The organism is Streptomyces sp. CMB-StM0423 (assembly GCF_002847285.1).
Classification (GTDB): Bacteria; Actinomycetota; Actinomycetes; order Streptomycetales; family Streptomycetaceae; genus Streptomyces.
The window spans coordinates 4,780,856-4,797,598 of sequence record NZ_CP025407.1 but is presented as its reverse complement, the minus strand read 5'-3'; the positions used below and the strand labels follow the sequence as shown (position 1 = coordinate 4,797,598).

Below are 16,743 nucleotides of genomic sequence, written 5' to 3'. Positions count from 1 at the left end.
CGGCGGGTTCGGGAAGCGGTTCGGGGAAACGGGCCGGTCGAAAGACCGGAACCGCGCCCCGGGCCGACTTCACGGCGGCAAAGACAACTACGCCCCCGACCGGGAGATGGGCGACCGGATCGCCGCCTACTTCCCCGAGATCCGTGAGAACGCCCGCGGCAACCGCCGCTTCCTGGACCGCGCGGTCCGGTACCTGGTCGGCGAGGCGGGCATCCGGCAGTTCCTCGACATCGGCACGGGCCTGCCAACGGCGAGCAACACCCACGACGTGGCCCAGGGCATCGCACCGGAGTGCCGCATCGTCTACGTGGACAACGACCCCCTGGTCCTCGCCCACGCCCGCGCCCTGCTGAACTCCGCCCCCGAGGGCGCGACGGCCTACCTGGACGCCGACGTCCGCGACCCGCGGCGGATCCTGGCGGGGGCCGCGGAGACACTGGACTTCACCCGGCCGGTGGCGCTGGTCCTCTGCGGCGTCCTGCAGTTCGTCGCGGAGGACGCCACCGCCCACGACCTTCGCCTTGCCACCGCCGCCCATCTGTTCACTCGTCACCGGAAGAGTCCGGGCCGAGCGCGGGACGTGCTGCGGATCCAACTCGCTCGTTGGAGGTCGACAGCCGGACGGCAGAGACGGCCGTGCTGCTGCTCTCCGAACTGGTCACCAACGCGGTGTGTCACGGACGGGTTCCGCCGGGACGGCGTGTGGGTACGCGGTTCACGCTTGAGGTCGGATGCCTGCGGCTCGAAGTCGGCGACGCCAACGACGACTGGCCCCAGCCCCGCATCGCGGGCGACGACGACGAGAGCGGGCGCGGGCTGGCGCTCGTCGACGCGCTGGCGGATGGGTGGGGGACGTATCGGCGCGCGGGTGGGATCGGGAAGTGCGTGTGGGTGGAGCTGCGGCTTCCGGGCGGGCGGGGTTGACGCCCAGACCCCCTACGGGCAGCCGCAGGAGCGGCGGGTGACCAACTGGGAGGGGAACTGCTTGAGGCGTTCGCGGCGGGTGGCCAGGGGGGTTTCGTCCAGGACCAGGTCCACCGCCGCGCGGGCCATCGCCGGGCGGTCCGAGGCGACCGTCGTCAGGGGCGGGTCCGTGAGGCCCGCCTCCTTGACGTTGTCGAAGGCCGCCACCGCGAGTTCGCCCGGGACGTCTATGCGGAGTTCCCGGGCCGCGCGGAGGAGGCCGATGGCCTGGTCGTCGGTCGCGCAGAAGATGGCCGGCGGGCGGTCGGGGCCGGAGAGGAGCTTCAGGCCGACCTGGTAGGAGTCGTAGCGGTTGTACGGGGACTGGAAGAGCCGGCCCTCCGTCGAGCGGCCCGCCGCGCGCATCGCGATGCGCCAGCCCTCCACGTGGTCGGTCACCGGGTCGCCCGTCGTCGGGGTCGTCTCGACGCCGCCCAGGCAGGCCACGTACGCGTGGCCGTGCTCCAGCAGGTGGCTCGTCGCCAGCCGCGCGCCGCCGACGTCGTCCGTGACGACGACCAGGTCCTCCGGCTGGTCCCGGCGCTCGTGCATGAGCACCACCCGCGCGTCCCACGCGTCGATCTCGGCCGCCGCGGCCGCGCTCGGGCCCTGGCTGACGAGGATCAGGCCGGAGACGCGCATCCCGAGGAACGCCCGCAGATAGTGGACCTCGCGGTCGTCGAGATAGTCGGAGTTGCCGACGAGCACCATCTTGCCGCGCTCGGACGCCGCCTGCTCCACCGCGTGCGCCATCTCGCCGAAGAACGGCTGCCGCGCGTCCGGCACGATCATGCCGATGAGGTCCGTACGCCGCGAGGCCATGGCCTGCGCCACGCGGTCCGGGCGGTAGCCCAGCTCCTTTATCGCCGCGAGCACCCGCTCCCGGGTGGCCGGGGCGACCGGCCGGGGTCCGTTGTTGATGACGTAGCTCACGACCGCGGTCGAGGTCCCCGCCAGCCGTGCCACGTCGTCCCGCGTCACCTTGGCCACGGCGCAAGTCTACGCGTGATGACTCCCGGCACTACCCCGCCTCCGTGATGCCCCGGCCAGCCCAGGGAGGCTTACCTACGCGCGGTGCCGCACCTCCTGCGCGACGCCCTTCTGCTCATGCTTCTCCGACTTCTTCTCGGCCTTCTCCGGCACGACGAAGCGGTATCCCACGTTCCGTACCGTGCCGATCAGCGACTCGTGCTCGGGGCCGAGCTTCGCCCGCAGCCGCCGCACGTGGACGTCGACGGTGCGGGTGCCGCCGAAGTAGTCGTAGCCCCAGACCTCCTGGAGCAACTGGGCCCGGGTGAACACCCGCCCCGGGTGCTGCGCCAGGTACTTCAGCAGCTCGAACTCCTTGAAGGTCAGGTCCAGCACCCGCCCCTTCAGCTTCGCGCTGTACGTGGCCTCGTCCACCGTCAGATCGCCGTTGCGGATCTCGGTGGGGCTCTCGTCGGCGGGCAGTTGCTGCCGGCCCAGCGCGAGCCGCAGCCGCGCCTCCACCTCGGCGGGACCCGCGGTGTCCAGCAGTACGTCGTCCACGCCCCACTCGGCGGTGACGGCGGCGAGCCCGCCCTCCGTCACGACGAGGATCAGCGGACAGCCGGGGCCCGTGGACCGCAGCAACTGGCACAGGCTGCGCACCTGCGGCAGGTCGCGGCGGCCGTCGACGAGGATGACGTCGGCACCTGGGGTGTCGATCAGGGCGGGTCCCTCGGCGGGGGCCACGCGCACGTTGTGGAGCAGCAGCCCGAGCGCGGGGAGCACCTCGGCGGAGGGCTGCAGGGCGTTGGTCAGAAGCAGCAGAGAACTCACGGGCGCACCTCCCGGTGGGGGACGCCGGTCGCTGTCGTCTCGGTCTCGGCTCTGCCTCTGCGTTTGCCCATGTGGTCGGCCTCCTCAGAAGGTGGCATGAAAGCACGAAAGGACCCGGGGGCAACCTTGCCCGGGTCCTTCACACGTCAGAATAGCCCACATGAGCTCCACCTCCGCGGCCTCGTCCGGCCGACGAGACGCCGCGCCCGGTCCTGCCGCACCCGGTCCGCCCCCTTCCCGTACGGCGCTGCTGCGCGCGGCGGACGGGGTGCCGATCGAGGCGGCGTACGTCCCGGGCCCGGGTCCAGGCGCCCCGGCGATCGTGGTGGCGCACGGCTTCACGGGGGCCCTGGAGCGGCCGGCGATCCGCCGGGCGGCGGCGGTGTTCGCGCAGCGTGCGGGGGTGGTGACGTTCTCGTTCCGGGGCCACGGCGGATCCGGCGGGCGGTCGACGGTCGGGGACCGGGAGGTGCTGGACCTGGCGGCGGCGGTGGCGTGGGCCAGGTCGCTGGGGCACGCCCGGGTGGCGACGGTGGGGTTCTCGATGGGCGGCTCGGTGGTGCTGCGCCACGGCGCGCTGTATCGCCCGGAGGCGCGGGGCGACGAACGGGAGCGCGGGGGGCGCGAGGGGCGCACGGGGGCGTACGGAAACGCCGCCGCGGGAGCCGGCGGGGACGCCGCCCCGGGCCCGGTCCCGTACGCGGACGCCGTCGTGTCGGTCAGCTCGCCGGCCCGCTGGTACTACCGGGGCACGGCGCCGATGCGGCGGCTGCACTGGATAGTGGAACGCCGTACGGGCCGCGCGGTCTCCCGCCTCGCCCTGAAGACCCGCATCCACCACCGCCGCTGGAACCCGGAACCCCTCTCGCCCACGGCCGCGGCCCCCCTGATCGCCCCGACCCCGCTGCTGATCGTCCACGGCACCCGGGACACGTACTTCCCCGTGGACCATCCCCACGCCCTGGCCGCGGCGGCGGACCCGGACACGGCGGAACTGTGGCTGGAGGAGGACTTCGCCCACGCGGAGAACGCGGCGGGCGGGGAGCTGCTGGAACGGATCGCGGCGTGGACGACGGAGGCCGTCAGCGGACGTAGTCCTTGAGTTCCTCGGTGTCGAGTCCGATCCCCACGGGGTCGGGGAGGACTAGCTTCTCGCCGAACTTCGCGGTGCGTGTGACGCGGTAGCCCTCCGATGACGGCTCGCTGTACGCCGTGAGAACGCACGTGTCGCGGTCGATGAGCAGGTAGACCGGAACGCCGGCGGCCGCGTACGCGACAGGCTTGTCCTGACGGTCCCGCCGGTGGGTGTCCGAGTCGTACGAGGTCACTTCAACGACCATCGCGAGGGGAGCGGGATCGGCCCAGTCGCCCTGCCCGGTGAAGCTGCGTTTCGGGGCGAACGCAAGGTCCGGCGTTGCGCGGCCGTTGCGGTACTCGCCAACTTCGAGACCGAGGTCGCTCGTATACGGCCGCAGGCCGTTCCCACTCTGAACGCACTCTTCCAGCAGCCATCCGACGATCTCATTGTGATCTCCGTCCGGCACGCCCTTGACTCCGATCCGTCCGTCGATGAACTCGAACCTGACGGCGTCGTTCAGCTTCCCGGCAGCCTTGGCGATCTCCTCGAAATCCTCGACCGTCATCTGTGATGTGCGTGCCGTGGGCTCTGCCATAACCGTCATGGTGCGCCCCCTTCCGGGTCGCGGCCAGTCTCCCCCGTCCGCGCCGGGCCGATCATCGGTCCGGGACGGAGTCCACTCGCGCGGGTGACCTAGATCGTTTCTGCTGCCGGCTCCGCGAACTGCGCCTGGTACAGGCGCGCGTACGTGCCCTCCGCGGCCAGGAGTTCCTCGTGCGTGCCCTGTTCCACGATCGTGCCCGACTCCATCACCAGGATCACGTCCGCGTCGCGGATCGTGGAGAGGCGGTGGGCGATCACGAAGCTCGTGCGGCCCGTGCGGAGTTCCGCCATCGCGTGCTGGATCAGGACCTCCGTGCGGGTGTCCACCGAGCTCGTCGCCTCGTCCAGGACCAGGATCGCCGGTTCCGCGAGGAACGCGCGGGCGATGGTGACGAGCTGCTTCTCGCCCGCCGAGACGCCCGTGCCCTCCTCGTCGATCACCGTGTCGTAGCCGTCCGGGAGGGTGCGGACGAAGCGGTCCACGTGGGTGGCCTTCGCGGCGGCGACGATCTTCTCCTGCGGTGTGCCCGCCGGCGCCCCGTACGCGATGTTCTCCGCGATCGTGCCGCCGAACAGCCACGTGTCCTGGAGCACCATCCCGATCTGCGCCCGCAGCTCCTCGCGGCTCATCTCCGCCACGTTCACGCCGTCGAGCAGGATCCGGCCGCCGTCCACCTCGTAGAACCGCATCAGCAGGTTCACCAGCGTCGTCTTCCCTGCCCCCGTCGGGCCGACGATCGCCACCGTCTGGCCCGGGCGCACCGTCAGCGACAGGTCCTCGATCAGCGGTTTCTCCGGGTCGTACGAGAACGAGACGCCCTCGAACGCCACCTCCCCCCGCACCGGCGATGCCGGGCGGGCCGGAACGGCGGCGTCCGGCTCCTGCTCGTCCGCGTCCAGCAGCTCGAAGACCCGCTCCGCCGACGCGACGCCCGACTGCACCAGGTTCGCCATCGACGCGATCTGCCCCAGCGGCTGGCTGAACTGCCGCGAGTACTGCACGAACGCCTGCACGTCGCCGATCGACAGCGACCCCGAGGCGACCCGCAGCCCGCCGACGACGGCGACCAGCACGTAGTTGAGGTTGCCTATGCACATCATCGCCGGCTGGATCAGCCCGGAGATGAACTGCGCCCGGTAGCCGGCCCGGAACAGCTCGTCGTTCTCCTTCCGGAACGTCTCCGCCGCCTCCTTCCGGCGGCCGAAGACCTGCACCAGCGAGTGCCCGGTGTACATCTCCTCGATGTGCGCGTTCAGCTTGCCCGTGGACGCCCACTGCGCCACGAACTGCGGCTGCGCCCGCTTGCCGACCCGCGTCGCCACCGTGATCGACAGCGGCACGGTCACCAGCGCGACCAGCGCCAGCAGCGGCGAGATCCAGAACATCACCGCCAGCACCCCGGCGATCGTCAGCAGCGACGTCACGATCTGGCTCATGGTCTGCTGCAGCGACTGCCCGACGTTGTCGATGTCGTTGGTCGTACGGGAGAGGATCTCGCCCCGCTGGTGGCGGTCGAAGTACGAGAGCGGCAACCGCGACAGCTTCGCCTCCACCTCCTCGCGCAGCCGGAAGACCGCCCGCTGCACGACCACCGCCGTCAGCCGCGCCTGCGCGAGCCCGAGGCCCCACGCCGCGACGTACACCAGGGCCGCCCACAGCAGCGTCCGGCCGACCGCGTCGAAGTCGATGCCGTCGCTGGCACGCGCGGAGCCGGTGTCGACGCGGTCGCCGTAGACGCCGGCGACGACGAGGTCGGTGGCGTGGCCGAGGAGCTTCGGGCCCGCGACGGTGAGCGCGACGCTGGCGGCGCCGAGGACGAGGATGACGCGGATCAGGCTGCGGTCGGGGCGCAGGGTGCGCAGGAGGCGGACGGCGGAGCCGCGGAAGTCGAGGGAGCGCTCGACGGGCGGGCCGCTGAACATCCGCATGGGCCCCCCGCCGCCGGGACGCGGACCGGGCGGCGACGGCTGTTTCGCGGGCTCCTTCGCCGGCGCACTCATGCCGCGGCCTCCTTCGCGGGCTCCTTCGGCGGCGTACTCATGCGGCCGCCTCCTTCTCGGTGAGCTGCGAGAGCACGATCTCGCGGTACGTCTCGTTCGCCGCCATCAGCTCCGCGTGCGTCCCCGCGCCCGCCACCCGGCCCCCGTCCAGGACCACTATCCGGTCCGCGTCCCGGATCGTCGCGACCCGCTGGGCGACGATCACGACCGTCGCGTCCCCGAGCCGGCCCGCGAGGGCCGCGCGCAGGGCGGCGTCCGTGGCGTAGTCGAGGGCGGAGAAGGAGTCGTCGAAGAGGTAGATGTCGGGGCGGTGCACCAGCGCGCGGGCGATCGCCAGGCGCTGCCGCTGGCCGCCCGAGACGTTCGAGCCGCCCTGCGCGACGGCCGCGTCGAGGCCGCCGTCCATCTCCCGGACGAAGTCCGCCGCCTGCGCGGTGCGCAGCGCGTCCCACAGCTCCTCGTCGGTGGCGTCGGGCTTGCCGTAGCGGAGGTTCGAGGCGACGGTGCCGCTGAAGAGGTACGGCTTCTGCGGCACGTAGCCGATGGCCAGCGCCAGCGCCGCCGGATCCAGGTCCCGTACGTCCACGCCGCCCACCGCGACGCTGCCCCCGGTGGCGTCGAAGAGCCGGGGCACGAGCGCCAGCAGCGTCGACTTGCCGCTGCCGGTGCTGCCGATGACCGCCGTCGTACGCCCCGGCCGGGCCTCCAGGTCGACGTCCCTGAGCACCGGCTCCTCGGCGCCCGGGTAGCGGAACTCGACGCCGCGGACGTCGAGCCGGCCGCGCTCGCGCGGCTCGGCCGCCGCGGGCACCGGAGCCGCGGGCGGGACGACCGACGACTCGGTGTCCAGCACCTCCTGGATCCGCTCGGCGCAGACCTCCGCGCGCGGGATCATCATGAACATGAAGGTGGCCATCATCACGCTCATGAGGATGTACATGAGGTAGGACAGGAACGCCGTGAGCGCACCGACGTCCATGGCGCCGCTGTCGATCCGCCCGGCCGCGAACCAGACGACGGCGACGCTCGACAGGTTCACCGCGAGCATCGGGGTGGGGAACAGCAGCGCCAGCAGCCTCCCGGCCCGTACGCCCACGTCCATCAGGTCGGTGTTCGCCCTGCCGAAGCGGCGCTGCTCGTGTCCGTCGCGGACGAAGGCGCGGATGACGCGGATGCCGGTGATCTGCTCGCGCATGATCCGGTTCACCTCGTCGATGCGCTTCTGCATGCTGCGGAACAGCGGGCGCATACGGCGCACGATCAGCGTCACGACGACGCCCACCGCGGGCACGACGACGAGCAGCAGGGACGTCAGCGGCACGTCCTGGTTGAGCGCCATGACGATGCCGCCGACGCACATGATCGGCGCCGCGACCATCATCGTGAACGTCATCAGGGCGAGCATCTGGATCTGCTGCACGTCGTTCGTGGTGCGCGTGATGAGCGACGGGGCGCCGAAGTGGGCCATCTCACGGGCGGAGAAGGACTGCACCCGGTCGAAGACCGAGGCGCGCATGTCCCGGCCGAGGGCGGTGGCCGTACGGGCGCCGAGGAACACGGCGCAGCCGGCCGCGCAGAACTGCACCACGCTGAAGACGATCATCCAGCCGCCGGTGCGCAGGATGTAGCCGTTGTCACCGGGGATGACGCCGTGGTCGATGATGTCGGCGTTGAGCGTGGGGAGATAGAGGGTCGTCACGGTCGCGACGAGCTGCAGCGCCACGATCCAGCCGAGGTCCCGGCGGTACGGGCGCAGGTGAGCGCGGAGGATTCGGACGAGCACGTCCGCAGCGTACGTCGAAGGTTGCCCGGGGCGACGAGAATTTCGCCAGGGGCATCATGGGGATCGGAAGTCGGCGGACGGGGAAGGGCGGCACGCCATGGCGGCGAACGGCACGATCCGGTACTGGGCGGCGGCCAAGGCCGCGGCGGGCACGGCGGAGGAGCCCTACGCGGCGGACACGCTGGCCGAAGCGCTGGCCGCGGCCGGTGCGCGGCACGGGGAGGGGCTCACGCGGGTGCTGGCGCGCTGCTCGTTCCTGGTGGACGGACGGGCGGTCGGCAAGCGCGACCACGCGGGGGTGGCGCTGCCGGACGGGGGGACGGTTGAGGTCCTGCCCCCGTTCGCGGGAGGCTAGGCCCACGATGAGCGACCAGAGACACGACCCCACGCCGTGGTCGGCGGCCCCGCCGGCGCCCGCGGGCTGGGCCCCGTACGAGGAACCGCGCGAGGGCGCCGAGGCAGGCACCCCGAGCGGGCACACGCAGTTCCCGCCGGCCGCGGGCCAGGGCGACGACGGCTACGCGGGCCCGGAGACGCAGTTGGGGATGGCCCTGCACGAGGAGTCGGCGGCGGCCCAGCAGACGTCGTACCTGCCTCCGGTGACGGACGCGGGCCCCTATGAGGGCGGCTACGCGGGTTCGTACGGGGGCGGCGGTCAGCCCGGCGGAAGCGACGGCGGTCACGGAGTGCCGTACGGCGGCGGCCAGGGTTCCGCGGGCGCGGGACAATCCGGCGGCGCGGGGTACGGCGACGGCTCGTACGGCGGCGGGCACGGCTCCCCGGCGGGGGAGCAGGCCGCTGGACGGACCGGCGGCCTGGGATACGGCGGCGGTACGGGCCACGCGGACGCGGCGCGGGCCGGCAGGCACGCGGCGCCGTACGGCGGGGGCGGCCAGGGGCAACCCGGTGGACCGGGCGGGTCCGGAGCGTCGTACGGAGGCGGCTCGCTCGGCGGCGGTACGGGACCGGGCGGGCACCCGCAGGCGTACGCCCCCGGCAGCGGCGCCGCGGGTACGGGCTATCCGGCCCCGGCCGGGAGCGACGGCCGCGGCGCGGCGGCGCCGCAGGGACCGGCGGTCGACGAGACGGCGTACCTGCCGCCGGTGACGGACGACGCCCCCGCCGGGTACGGCGGCACCGGCGCCGGAGCGGCCGCCGAGCAGACGGCCTACCTCCCGCCGGTCACCGGACACGAGGCCCCGGGCGGGGGCGGCGCGCAGTGGCCCGACGGCTGGGACCGCGGCGGCACGGGCGCCTCCGGTCCGGGCGCGGGCCACCCGGGCGCGGCAGGCCACCCCGGCGCCGCGCCGGGCCACCCCGCACCCGCCGACGCCCACCCCGACGTCCCCTCCGCGGGCCGGCACGCCCACCCCGGCGCCCCGGGCCGCCCCGGCGCCTTCGGCCAACCCGGCGCCGACGCCGGTTTCCCCGGCCCCGGCGGCCCCGAGACCGGCACCCTCTACGGCGCTCCCACCCTCCGCCGCCCCAAGCCCCCCGCCGAAGTGCTCCGCGAGGAGGGCACCTCCGTCCTCATAGCGCCCGGGCCGCAGCCCGCCGCGCTCACCGCCGTGCTCGCCGGGCTCCTCGCCGTCGCCGCCGCGCTCGACGTGCGGCCCGGGCTCGCCGCCGCCGTCGCGCTGCTCCAGGTCGTCACCGCCGCCGGCTGGTTCCGGCTGAACGGCATGTGGCCCGCCCGCGAGGGCATCGCGCTGGCCGCGGCCGCCGGGCTCACCGCGACCGGCGCCGTGCTGGCCGTCGACGAGGACGACGCCACGATCGCCGCGCTCGGCTCCCTCGGCGGCTGGTTCCTCCTCATCTGCCTCGTCCAACTGCGCAGCACCACCGCGCCCAAGGAGCGCCTCACCGCACTCAACGTCGCCCTCGCCGCCGCCGCCCTCGCCGTCCTCGCCTCCGGCTACCTCGCCGCCGAGCGGCACGCCGTCGTCGTCGGCGCCGTCGCGGTGGCTGCCGGAACGCTGGGCCGCGCGGTGCCGCTGCCGCCGAACGCCTCGCCCGTCGCCGCGGTCGCCGCGGCCGGCGCCGGCGGGCTCGCGGCGGGGCTCGGCACCGACATGGGCGCGGCCGGCGGGCTGCTGGGGCTGGCGGCCGGGGTGTGCGTGCTCATCACGGTCCGGGTGGCCAGCTACGACTACCCGTCGCGGTTCGTGCACATGACGGCCGGGGTCTCCCTGCCGCTCACGCTCTCGGTGCCCGCGGTCCACCTGCTCGGGCTGGCCCTGCTCTGACCCCCGGCCGCAGGCCGCCGCTCCCGCCAACCTGCGGGTACGGAGCCGTACACCTGTCTAAGCTCTCAGGCACGACCGACCGGGGGGCGGAGAACCGATGCGCGCATTGAAGATCACAGCGGTGGTGCTGGTCGTGCTCGGCCTGCTCACGCTCGCCGCCGACCGCGTCGCGCTGAAGATGGCCGAGTCGGACGCGGCCGAACGCATCGAGAAGGAGTACGGGTTCTCCCAGCGGCCCGAGATCGACATCAAGGGATTCCCCTTCCTGACCCAGCTCATGTCGCGCGAGTTCGAGGCCGTGGACGTGCGGATCGACGGCATCGACGCCGTCGGCAGCGGCGGCCGCGCGCTGCGCCTGGACGGCGTGCGCGGCGAACTGGAGGGGGTGCGGATCTCGGGCGACGACTGGAACCGGGCGACGGCGGACAAGGCCGACGGCAAGGTGACGATCACGTACGAGGACATCTCCGCGGCGCTGTCGGTGGTGGACGTCTCGTACGGCGGGAAGGGCGCCGCCGGCGAGAACAAGGTGAAGGCGACGGTCGGCACGTCCTTCCTCGGGCAGCGGCTGGAGGAGTCGGTGCTGGGGAAGGTCAGTGTGGTCGACGGGGACACGATCCGGCTGCGCGCGACCGGGGTGGACAACCTCAAGGGCGTGCCGGGCCTGGAGGACTTCGTGCGCGACCGCATGGACTACAACTGGACGATCAACGACCTGCCGCCCGGGATACGTCTGACGGACGTCGAGGTGACGGAGGACGGCATCGTCGTCACGGGCAGCGGCACGGACGTCGAGCTGGGCGACGAGCGCTCGGCAAAGAAGTGACCCGGCGCCCCGCCCCCACCCGCCGGGATACGCCACCGACACGGCCGCCGTACCCCCCTGGGACCCCACCCCTGTCCGTAAGCTGAGACCGCCGCGTCCGTACCGCAGAAACCCCGCCCCCGCCACCCCCCGCCCACCCGGCCGCGCGGCACCGCCACCCCGCCCTCGTCCCATATCCCGGACAAAGCCGTCTCATAATCCGACACGACGGTGACACATGCACACGTCCCTCCGTACGATCGACCGCATGCTGTGCTCGATGAGCGGTCCCCGCCCCAGGGGACAGGCAGATCACCTGACCCAGCGGCGCGCCGTCGACCTGTGCCGCGTCGCCGCCATGCTCTGTCGCACCGCCTGACCGGGGTCCGGGTCCGCAGCTCCCGCCCCCAGCCGGGTCCGTGCCTCCCCGCACCGCCCGCCCGGCTGCCCGCACACTCCGCCCCCGGCGCTCCGCCCTGCCTGCTGCGCGCGCCGGCGGCACACCCGCCCGAGAACCCCTGTCTCAGCGCTCCGGAGGAGAGAAGCAGATGAGTCGCCGCAGTGACGTCCTGGTGGACGCCGACTGGGTCGAGGCCAACCTCGACAACCCGAAGGTCGTCCTCGTCGAGGTCGACGAGGACACGGCCGCATACGACAAGAACCACATCAAGAACGCCGTCCGCATCGACTGGAAGACCGACCTCCAGGACCCGGTGCGCCGCGACTTCGTCGACCAGGCCGGCTTCGAGAAGCTGCTGTCCGCGCGCGGCATCGCCAACGACGACACGGTCGTCCTCTACGGCGGCAACAACAACTGGTTCGCCGCGTACGCCTACTGGTACTTCAAGCTCTACGGCCACGGCGACGTCAAGCTCCTCGACGGCGGCCGCAAGAAGTGGGAGCTGGACTCCCGCGACCTGGTCGCCGAGGTGCCGCAGCGCGCGGCGACCGGGTACAAGGCCAAGCCGCAGGACACCGCCATCCGCGCCTTCCGCGACGATGTCGTGGCCGCGATCGGCACGCTCAACCTCGTCGACGTCCGCTCCCCCGACGAGTTCTCCGGCAAGCTGCTCGCCCCGGCGCATCTGCCGCAGGAGCAGTCGCAGCGGCCCGGCCACGTGCCCTCCGCGCGGAACATCCCGTGGTCGAAGTCGGCCAACGACGACGGCACCTTCAGGTCGGACGAGGAGCTGAAGGAGCTGTACGAGGGCGAGGGCGTGGACCTGTCCAAGGACACCATCGCCTACTGCCGCATCGGCGAGCGCTCGGCGCACACCTGGTTCGTGCTGCACGAGCTGCTGGGCCAGGAGAACGTCAAGAACTACGACGGCTCCTGGACCGAGTACGGCTCGCTCGTCGGCGTGCCGATCGAGCTGGGCGCCGGCGACTGACCGCCCGGTCACACCCCGAGAAAGGACACCACCCTTCATGTGCGGAGCCAAGGCAGGCGGCCCCGACGCCGCCAGCGTCAAGGCCGGCGAGACCACCATCCAGGGCTCCGTGACCCGCGACGGCGAGCCCGTCACCGGTTACGTGCGGCTGCTGGACGCCTCCGGCGAGTTCACCGCCGAGGTGCCGACCTCGGCCACCGGTCAGTTCCGGTTCTACGCCGCGGAGGGCACCTGGACCGTACGGGCCCTGGTGCCCGGCGCCACCGCCGACCGCACCGTGGTCGCCCAGCAGGGCGGCCTCTCGGAGGTCGCGATCGCGGTCTGAGACCGCGCGGTCCGCGCGAAGCCCCGCACCGCCTCCCCGGCGTACCGTGGAGGTATGCGGGGCTTTCGCCGTTCCGGCGTCCAGACGGACCCCCGCGCGCCGCGGAGTCAGCCGCGGCGCCGGAGGCGGTACTTCCTGCTCATGGGCACCGCGGTGCTCCTGTTCGTCCTCGCCGGTGCCGTCGTCGCCCCCTTCTCCGCACCCGCCGCGATCGCCATGTGCGTGGCCGCGGCGGCCCTCGTGCCGGTGGCGGTGATCGTCGGCAACCGGCGGGAGGAGGGCGACAAGTGGTGGGACGAGAAGTGATCCCGCGCCCGGGGGGTGCAGTGCGGCAAAAGAGGACGCACGCCGAGGAGAAGGGGACGGCGGACGGGCTCAGTAGACGAGGGCCTGGCTGCCGTCCGCCATGGCCTCGCTGACGAACACCTGCGCCCCCGCGATCCGTACGCCCTTCAGCACGTCCTTCTCCTCGATCCCGCGGCGCGCGGCGCACTGCGTGCACAGCGTGATCCGCCCGCTCGCCAGCACCCCGTCGATCAGCTCCGGCAGCGGCGCGGCGTGCGGCAGCTCGAACTCCGCGGCCCGCCCGGGCAGCGCGAACCACGCGGACTCGCCGGTCAGCCAGAGCGACACCTCCACCCCGCTGGCGGCGGCGACGGCCGCCACCGTGAACGCCTGGGAGCAGCGCTCCGGCGCATCCGTACCCGCGGTCACCTTGATCACAAGCTTCTTGGCCATGCGCCAACTGTAGGTACTGCCGCGAGGGTGACATTCTCGCGGCGCCGCGCGCTGTACAGGTATGGACCGGAGCAGGGGGCGCTTGTGACCTTTCCCGACGGAACGAGCGGCCCGCAGGCGGCCGACGACCCGCCGACGACCAGGCTCACGCCGATCAGACCCGACACCCGGCCCCCGGGGACCTCGTCGTACGGGACGTTCGGGAGCGCGGCGCAGGGAGCGTACGGCAGCACGGCACAGGGGACGTACGGCACGGCCGCCGAAGCCGGACAGGCCCCGGAGACGGGCGGCAGGCCGCGCCGCCGCGGGAGGCGCACCGCGCTGCTGCTGGCCGCGGCCGTGCTCGCGGGTGCCCTCGGCGGCGTCACCTACGGCTACTTCGAGCAGGCCGGCAACCCCCCGACCCCGCTCCCCCCGCTCAACCAGCCCGGCCTCGCCCACCCCGGGAAGCCGCTGCCCGCCGACGAGGCGGAGCCGCTGTCCGCCGCGCAGGACCGCCGGGTGAGGACGGACGGCGACCTGCGCGAGCTGCTCGTCTCCCGGCCGGACGGGACGGTCGACGCCGAGATCGACATCGGCGGCGAGGGCGAGGGCTGGCTCGCGCCGTACGAGGTGGCGGCCGACACGGGTGCACCCGAGGAGGTGCTCACCTTCATGCTGGAGAACGGGCTGCGGCGGACCGCGTTCACCGCGTGGCGCAACGAGGGGGACACCGAGTCCATCGCCATGGTCAGCCTCTACCAGTTCCGCAACGACGCCACCGCGGGCTCCGTGGACTACCTGGAGAACCAGCAGTTGTACTCCTCCCTCAGTCCTGGCGGCCGGGTACCTGCCGTGTCACTGGAGGGCTCCGCGGACGGCAAGGCGTACTTCCCGGAGGAGCCGTACCAGGAGGCGGGGGTGCCGCCGCTCTACCAGGGCATGGCCATCGCGCGCCGCGGCGACATCGTGATGGAGATCTACCTGATCGAAAGTTCCCCGCTGGAGCAGAAGGACCTGACGAAGCTCGCCGAACGCCAGTTGGAGCGCCTGTGACCGGCCACTACCCCGCACCCGTCCCGCCGCCGGCCGCCGCGCCCGCCCCGCCGCCCCCGGCCGCCCCGCGGTCCGGGCGGCGGCGGCTCGTGCCCGTCGTGCTGGCCGCGGTGCTCGTCGCCGGGGCGGCGGCCACCGGGATCGTCGCCACCGCGCTGAAGGTGCGGGACGCCGACCGCGGCGGCGGCAGCACCGACGTGTGGCAGAAGCCCGAGGAGCGCGGCCTCGAAGGCGACGCGGCCAAGGACCCGGGCGTCGCCGCGCCCCCCGGCGGCCCGATCGGCGACGCGCTGCTGCCGATGCCGACGGGGTACCACCCGGGGCCGGACATCGACGAGTTCGGCAACGACACCGTCCTGACCGCCAAGCAGGCGGAGGCCGTCTACGAGCAGAGCGCGCGCGGACTGCCGCCCGACCAGCGGCGGTTGCAGCTCGACGCGCTGGACGACCTGAAGCTGAAGGGGATGGCCATGCGGTCCTACGCGGCCGACGAGTCCGACCTCGTCGTCGAGGTGCAGCTCGCCGAGCTGTCGGGCGAGGGCAAGGCGGCGGGGCTCGCGGCCGTACAGGAGGAGCTGACGCGCACGATGGACCTGTTCGAGGAGGGGCCGAAGGTAGACGGGCACAAGAGCGCCGCGTGCTTCCTGGTGCCCGAGACCGCCCTCAGCGCGGAGGGCGACGCGGTGAAGATGATGACCTGCTCCGCGGCCAAGGGCGAGATGCTGGTCACGGTCACCGCGTACGGGCCCGCCGGGCACGGCGAGCGGGCGGTACGGCTCCTGGAGGAGCAGCTCGACCACATCGACGCCCCCGGGAAGTCCATATGAGCGGCTACGACCCGGCCCCCCGGCACCCGGACCCCACCCCGCTGCCGTCCCACGCCGCCCCGCCGCAGCATCCCCGGCAGTACCAGCAGCCGCAGCAGGCCCAGCCCCAGCAGCAGTACGGGCAACCGCAGTACCAGCAGCCGCAGTACGCGCAGCCCGCGCCCGAACCGGCCGCGCCCGCCCCCGCGTACGCCCAGCAGCCCCCGTCCCCGTACCAGGGCCAGGGCCAGGGCCAGCCGCACCTCCAGCCGCCCGCCCCGCCCAAGCCGCCCCGCCGGTGGCTGCGCCCCGCCCTGCGCTGGGGCGCCGCCGTCGTGCTGCTGGCCGGCGCCGCATTCGGCTCCGCGTACGCCGTCACCGGCGCCGAGCGCGGCGACCTGCCCGGGCTGGCCACCGAGAGCGACGGCCGCTGGGACTACCCCGAGCTGGAGCTGCCCGCACTGCCCGAGGGCGAGCCGCCGCCGTTCGCGCCCGCCAACGCCGGCGAGATCCACCACGCCGACCTCCGCGACCTGCTGCTGCCCGCCCCCGCGGGCGCCGAGGACGACGACGGGCTGAAGACCGAGGACGGCTGGCTGGCGCCCGCGGACTTCACCTCCATCTACGTCAAGGAGGAGCGCAAGGAGCTGCGGCAGGCGCTCACCGACGACGCCGTGCGGCACATCGCCGCCACCGGCTGGACCATGCCCGACGGCACCCGCGCCCGGGTCTACCTGCTGCAGTTCAACACCGGTGCCCTCGCCGCGCACTTCTACGACGAGCAGTTGGCCGGCGGCATCTCCACCGCCCGTGACCTGACCGGCGCCCCCGAGGTGGCGGTCGACGAGCGCTGGTCGGACAAGGACCAGTTGCCGGAGACGGAGCTGTACGTGTACGACGAGGCGAAGCCGCGCGGCAAGGAGCACGTCCGGCAGGCGTACGTCGTCGCCGGCGACACCGTGGGCCTCGTCACCGTCGAGGCGCCAGGGGAAGCGGAGCTGGTCCCGTTCCAGCAGACCCTCGTCCTCCAGCACCAGCTCCTCGGCTGACCCCCCGCCCGGCACCCCTCCGGCACCCGCGCCCGGCGCCCGCCGGGCCGGTGCCGGGCCCGGCGGTTAGACTCGCTGGCGGTACGTCCCTCACCGTTACGGAGCGCCCTCGTGCTT

Annotated in this window: 18 protein-coding genes and 1 pseudogene; 13 read left to right on the top strand and 6 right to left on the bottom strand. The window is 73.4% G+C overall.

The features are described 5' to 3' along the window. Positions 1-106: 106 nt before the first annotated feature. Positions 107-517 (top strand): annotated as a pseudogene (locus tag CXR04_RS20960) (SAM-dependent methyltransferase); the annotation flags it as partial. An 86-nt stretch (positions 518-603) separates the two neighbouring features. Beyond that, the gene (locus CXR04_RS20955) at positions 604-924 is read left to right on the top strand and encodes an ATP-binding protein (protein WP_101423869.1); all 321 of its coding nucleotides are present in this window, start codon (positions 604-606) and stop codon (positions 922-924) included. Between the two features lie 12 nt (positions 925-936). On the opposite strand, the gene CXR04_RS20950 is transcribed toward CXR04_RS20955, so the two are convergent. Both CXR04_RS20950 and CXR04_RS20945 read right to left on the bottom strand, forming a co-directional pair. Continuing rightward, positions 937-1,953: a LacI family DNA-binding transcriptional regulator gene (locus tag CXR04_RS20950; RefSeq protein ID WP_101423868.1), complete on the bottom strand. Its 1,017-nt coding sequence runs from the start codon at positions 1,951-1,953 to the stop codon at positions 937-939. 75 nt (positions 1,954-2,028) lie between these two features. Then, positions 2,029-2,766, bottom strand: a complete 738-nt coding sequence (locus tag CXR04_RS20945; protein WP_101423867.1) for a response regulator transcription factor — start codon at positions 2,764-2,766, stop codon at positions 2,029-2,031. Between the two features lie 160 nt (positions 2,767-2,926). Between CXR04_RS20945 and CXR04_RS20940 the strand changes: the two genes are divergently transcribed. Then, positions 2,927-3,868: an alpha/beta hydrolase family protein gene (locus CXR04_RS20940; RefSeq protein WP_101423866.1), complete on the top strand. Its 942-nt coding sequence runs from the start codon at positions 2,927-2,929 to the stop codon at positions 3,866-3,868. On the opposite strand, the gene CXR04_RS20935 is transcribed toward CXR04_RS20940, so the two are convergent. The 3 genes from CXR04_RS20935 to CXR04_RS20925 all read right to left on the bottom strand — a co-directional run bounded on the left by CXR04_RS20935 (position 3,849) and on the right by CXR04_RS20925 (position 8,231). After that, positions 3,849-4,448 carry a Uma2 family endonuclease gene (locus CXR04_RS20935; RefSeq protein WP_101423865.1) on the bottom strand — a complete coding sequence of 200 codons (600 nt, stop codon included), beginning with the start codon at positions 4,446-4,448 and terminating at the stop codon, positions 3,849-3,851. The genes CXR04_RS20940 and CXR04_RS20935 overlap by 20 nt on opposite strands. An 89-nt stretch (positions 4,449-4,537) precedes the next feature. Next, on the bottom strand, positions 4,538-6,376 hold the full coding sequence (locus CXR04_RS20930; RefSeq protein ID WP_101426506.1) for an ABC transporter ATP-binding protein: 1,839 nt from the start codon (positions 6,374-6,376) through the stop codon (positions 4,538-4,540). A 109-nt stretch (positions 6,377-6,485) separates the two neighbouring features. Beyond that, positions 6,486-8,231: an ABC transporter ATP-binding protein gene (locus CXR04_RS20925; RefSeq protein WP_101423864.1), complete on the bottom strand. Its 1,746-nt coding sequence runs from the start codon at positions 8,229-8,231 to the stop codon at positions 6,486-6,488. A gap of 97 nt (positions 8,232-8,328) precedes the next feature. Here CXR04_RS20925 and CXR04_RS20920 point away from each other — a divergent pair, with 97 nt between their 5' ends. The 7 genes from CXR04_RS20920 (at position 8,329) to CXR04_RS20895 (ending at position 13,304) form a co-directional block, all read left to right on the top strand. Beyond that, positions 8,329-8,586, top strand: a complete 258-nt coding sequence (locus CXR04_RS20920; RefSeq protein WP_101423863.1) for a MoaD/ThiS family protein — start codon at positions 8,329-8,331, stop codon at positions 8,584-8,586. 7 nt (positions 8,587-8,593) lie between these two features. Next, positions 8,594-10,477 carry a hypothetical protein gene (locus CXR04_RS20915; protein ID WP_101423862.1) on the top strand — a complete coding sequence of 628 codons (1,884 nt, stop codon included), beginning with the start codon at positions 8,594-8,596 and terminating at the stop codon, positions 10,475-10,477. Positions 10,478-10,574: 97 nt separating this feature from the next. Then, the gene (locus CXR04_RS20910) at positions 10,575-11,303 is read left to right on the top strand and encodes an LmeA family phospholipid-binding protein (RefSeq protein ID WP_101423861.1); all 729 of its coding nucleotides are present in this window, start codon (positions 10,575-10,577) and stop codon (positions 11,301-11,303) included. A gap of 217 nt (positions 11,304-11,520) precedes the next feature. Continuing rightward, positions 11,521-11,661: a putative leader peptide gene (locus tag CXR04_RS34925; RefSeq protein WP_159072367.1), complete on the top strand. Its 141-nt coding sequence runs from the start codon at positions 11,521-11,523 to the stop codon at positions 11,659-11,661. Between the two features lie 169 nt (positions 11,662-11,830). Continuing rightward, positions 11,831-12,673, top strand: a complete 843-nt coding sequence (locus tag CXR04_RS20905; RefSeq protein ID WP_101423860.1) for a sulfurtransferase — start codon at positions 11,831-11,833, stop codon at positions 12,671-12,673. 37 nt (positions 12,674-12,710) lie between these two features. Then, positions 12,711-12,998, top strand: coding sequence for a DUF1416 domain-containing protein (locus CXR04_RS20900; protein WP_101423859.1), 288 nt, complete (start codon positions 12,711-12,713; stop codon positions 12,996-12,998). 54 nt (positions 12,999-13,052) lie between these two features. Beyond that, positions 13,053-13,304: a DUF3099 domain-containing protein gene (locus CXR04_RS20895; protein ID WP_101423858.1), complete on the top strand. Its 252-nt coding sequence runs from the start codon at positions 13,053-13,055 to the stop codon at positions 13,302-13,304. A 69-nt stretch (positions 13,305-13,373) separates the two neighbouring features. Here the strand turns inward: CXR04_RS20895 and CXR04_RS20890 are convergent, their stop codons facing one another. Beyond that, positions 13,374-13,736 carry a DsrE family protein gene (locus tag CXR04_RS20890; RefSeq protein WP_101423857.1) on the bottom strand — a complete coding sequence of 121 codons (363 nt, stop codon included), beginning with the start codon at positions 13,734-13,736 and terminating at the stop codon, positions 13,374-13,376. A gap of 84 nt (positions 13,737-13,820) precedes the next feature. Between CXR04_RS20890 and CXR04_RS20885 the strand changes: the two genes are divergently transcribed. From CXR04_RS20885 to CXR04_RS20875, 3 genes are read left to right on the top strand one after another with little or no spacing between them, the layout of a single operon-like run. Then, positions 13,821-14,771: a hypothetical protein gene (locus CXR04_RS20885; RefSeq protein ID WP_101423856.1), complete on the top strand. Its 951-nt coding sequence runs from the start codon at positions 13,821-13,823 to the stop codon at positions 14,769-14,771. Beyond that, the gene (locus tag CXR04_RS20880; RefSeq protein WP_234380373.1) at positions 14,768-15,598 is read left to right on the top strand and encodes a hypothetical protein; all 831 of its coding nucleotides are present in this window, start codon (positions 14,768-14,770) and stop codon (positions 15,596-15,598) included. The genes CXR04_RS20885 and CXR04_RS20880 overlap by 4 nt, the downstream gene beginning before the upstream one ends. Continuing rightward, positions 15,595-16,626, top strand: a complete 1,032-nt coding sequence (locus CXR04_RS20875) for a hypothetical protein (protein ID WP_234380372.1) — start codon at positions 15,595-15,597, stop codon at positions 16,624-16,626. The genes CXR04_RS20880 and CXR04_RS20875 overlap by 4 nt, the downstream gene beginning before the upstream one ends. Positions 16,627-16,743: the final 117 nt, after the last annotated feature.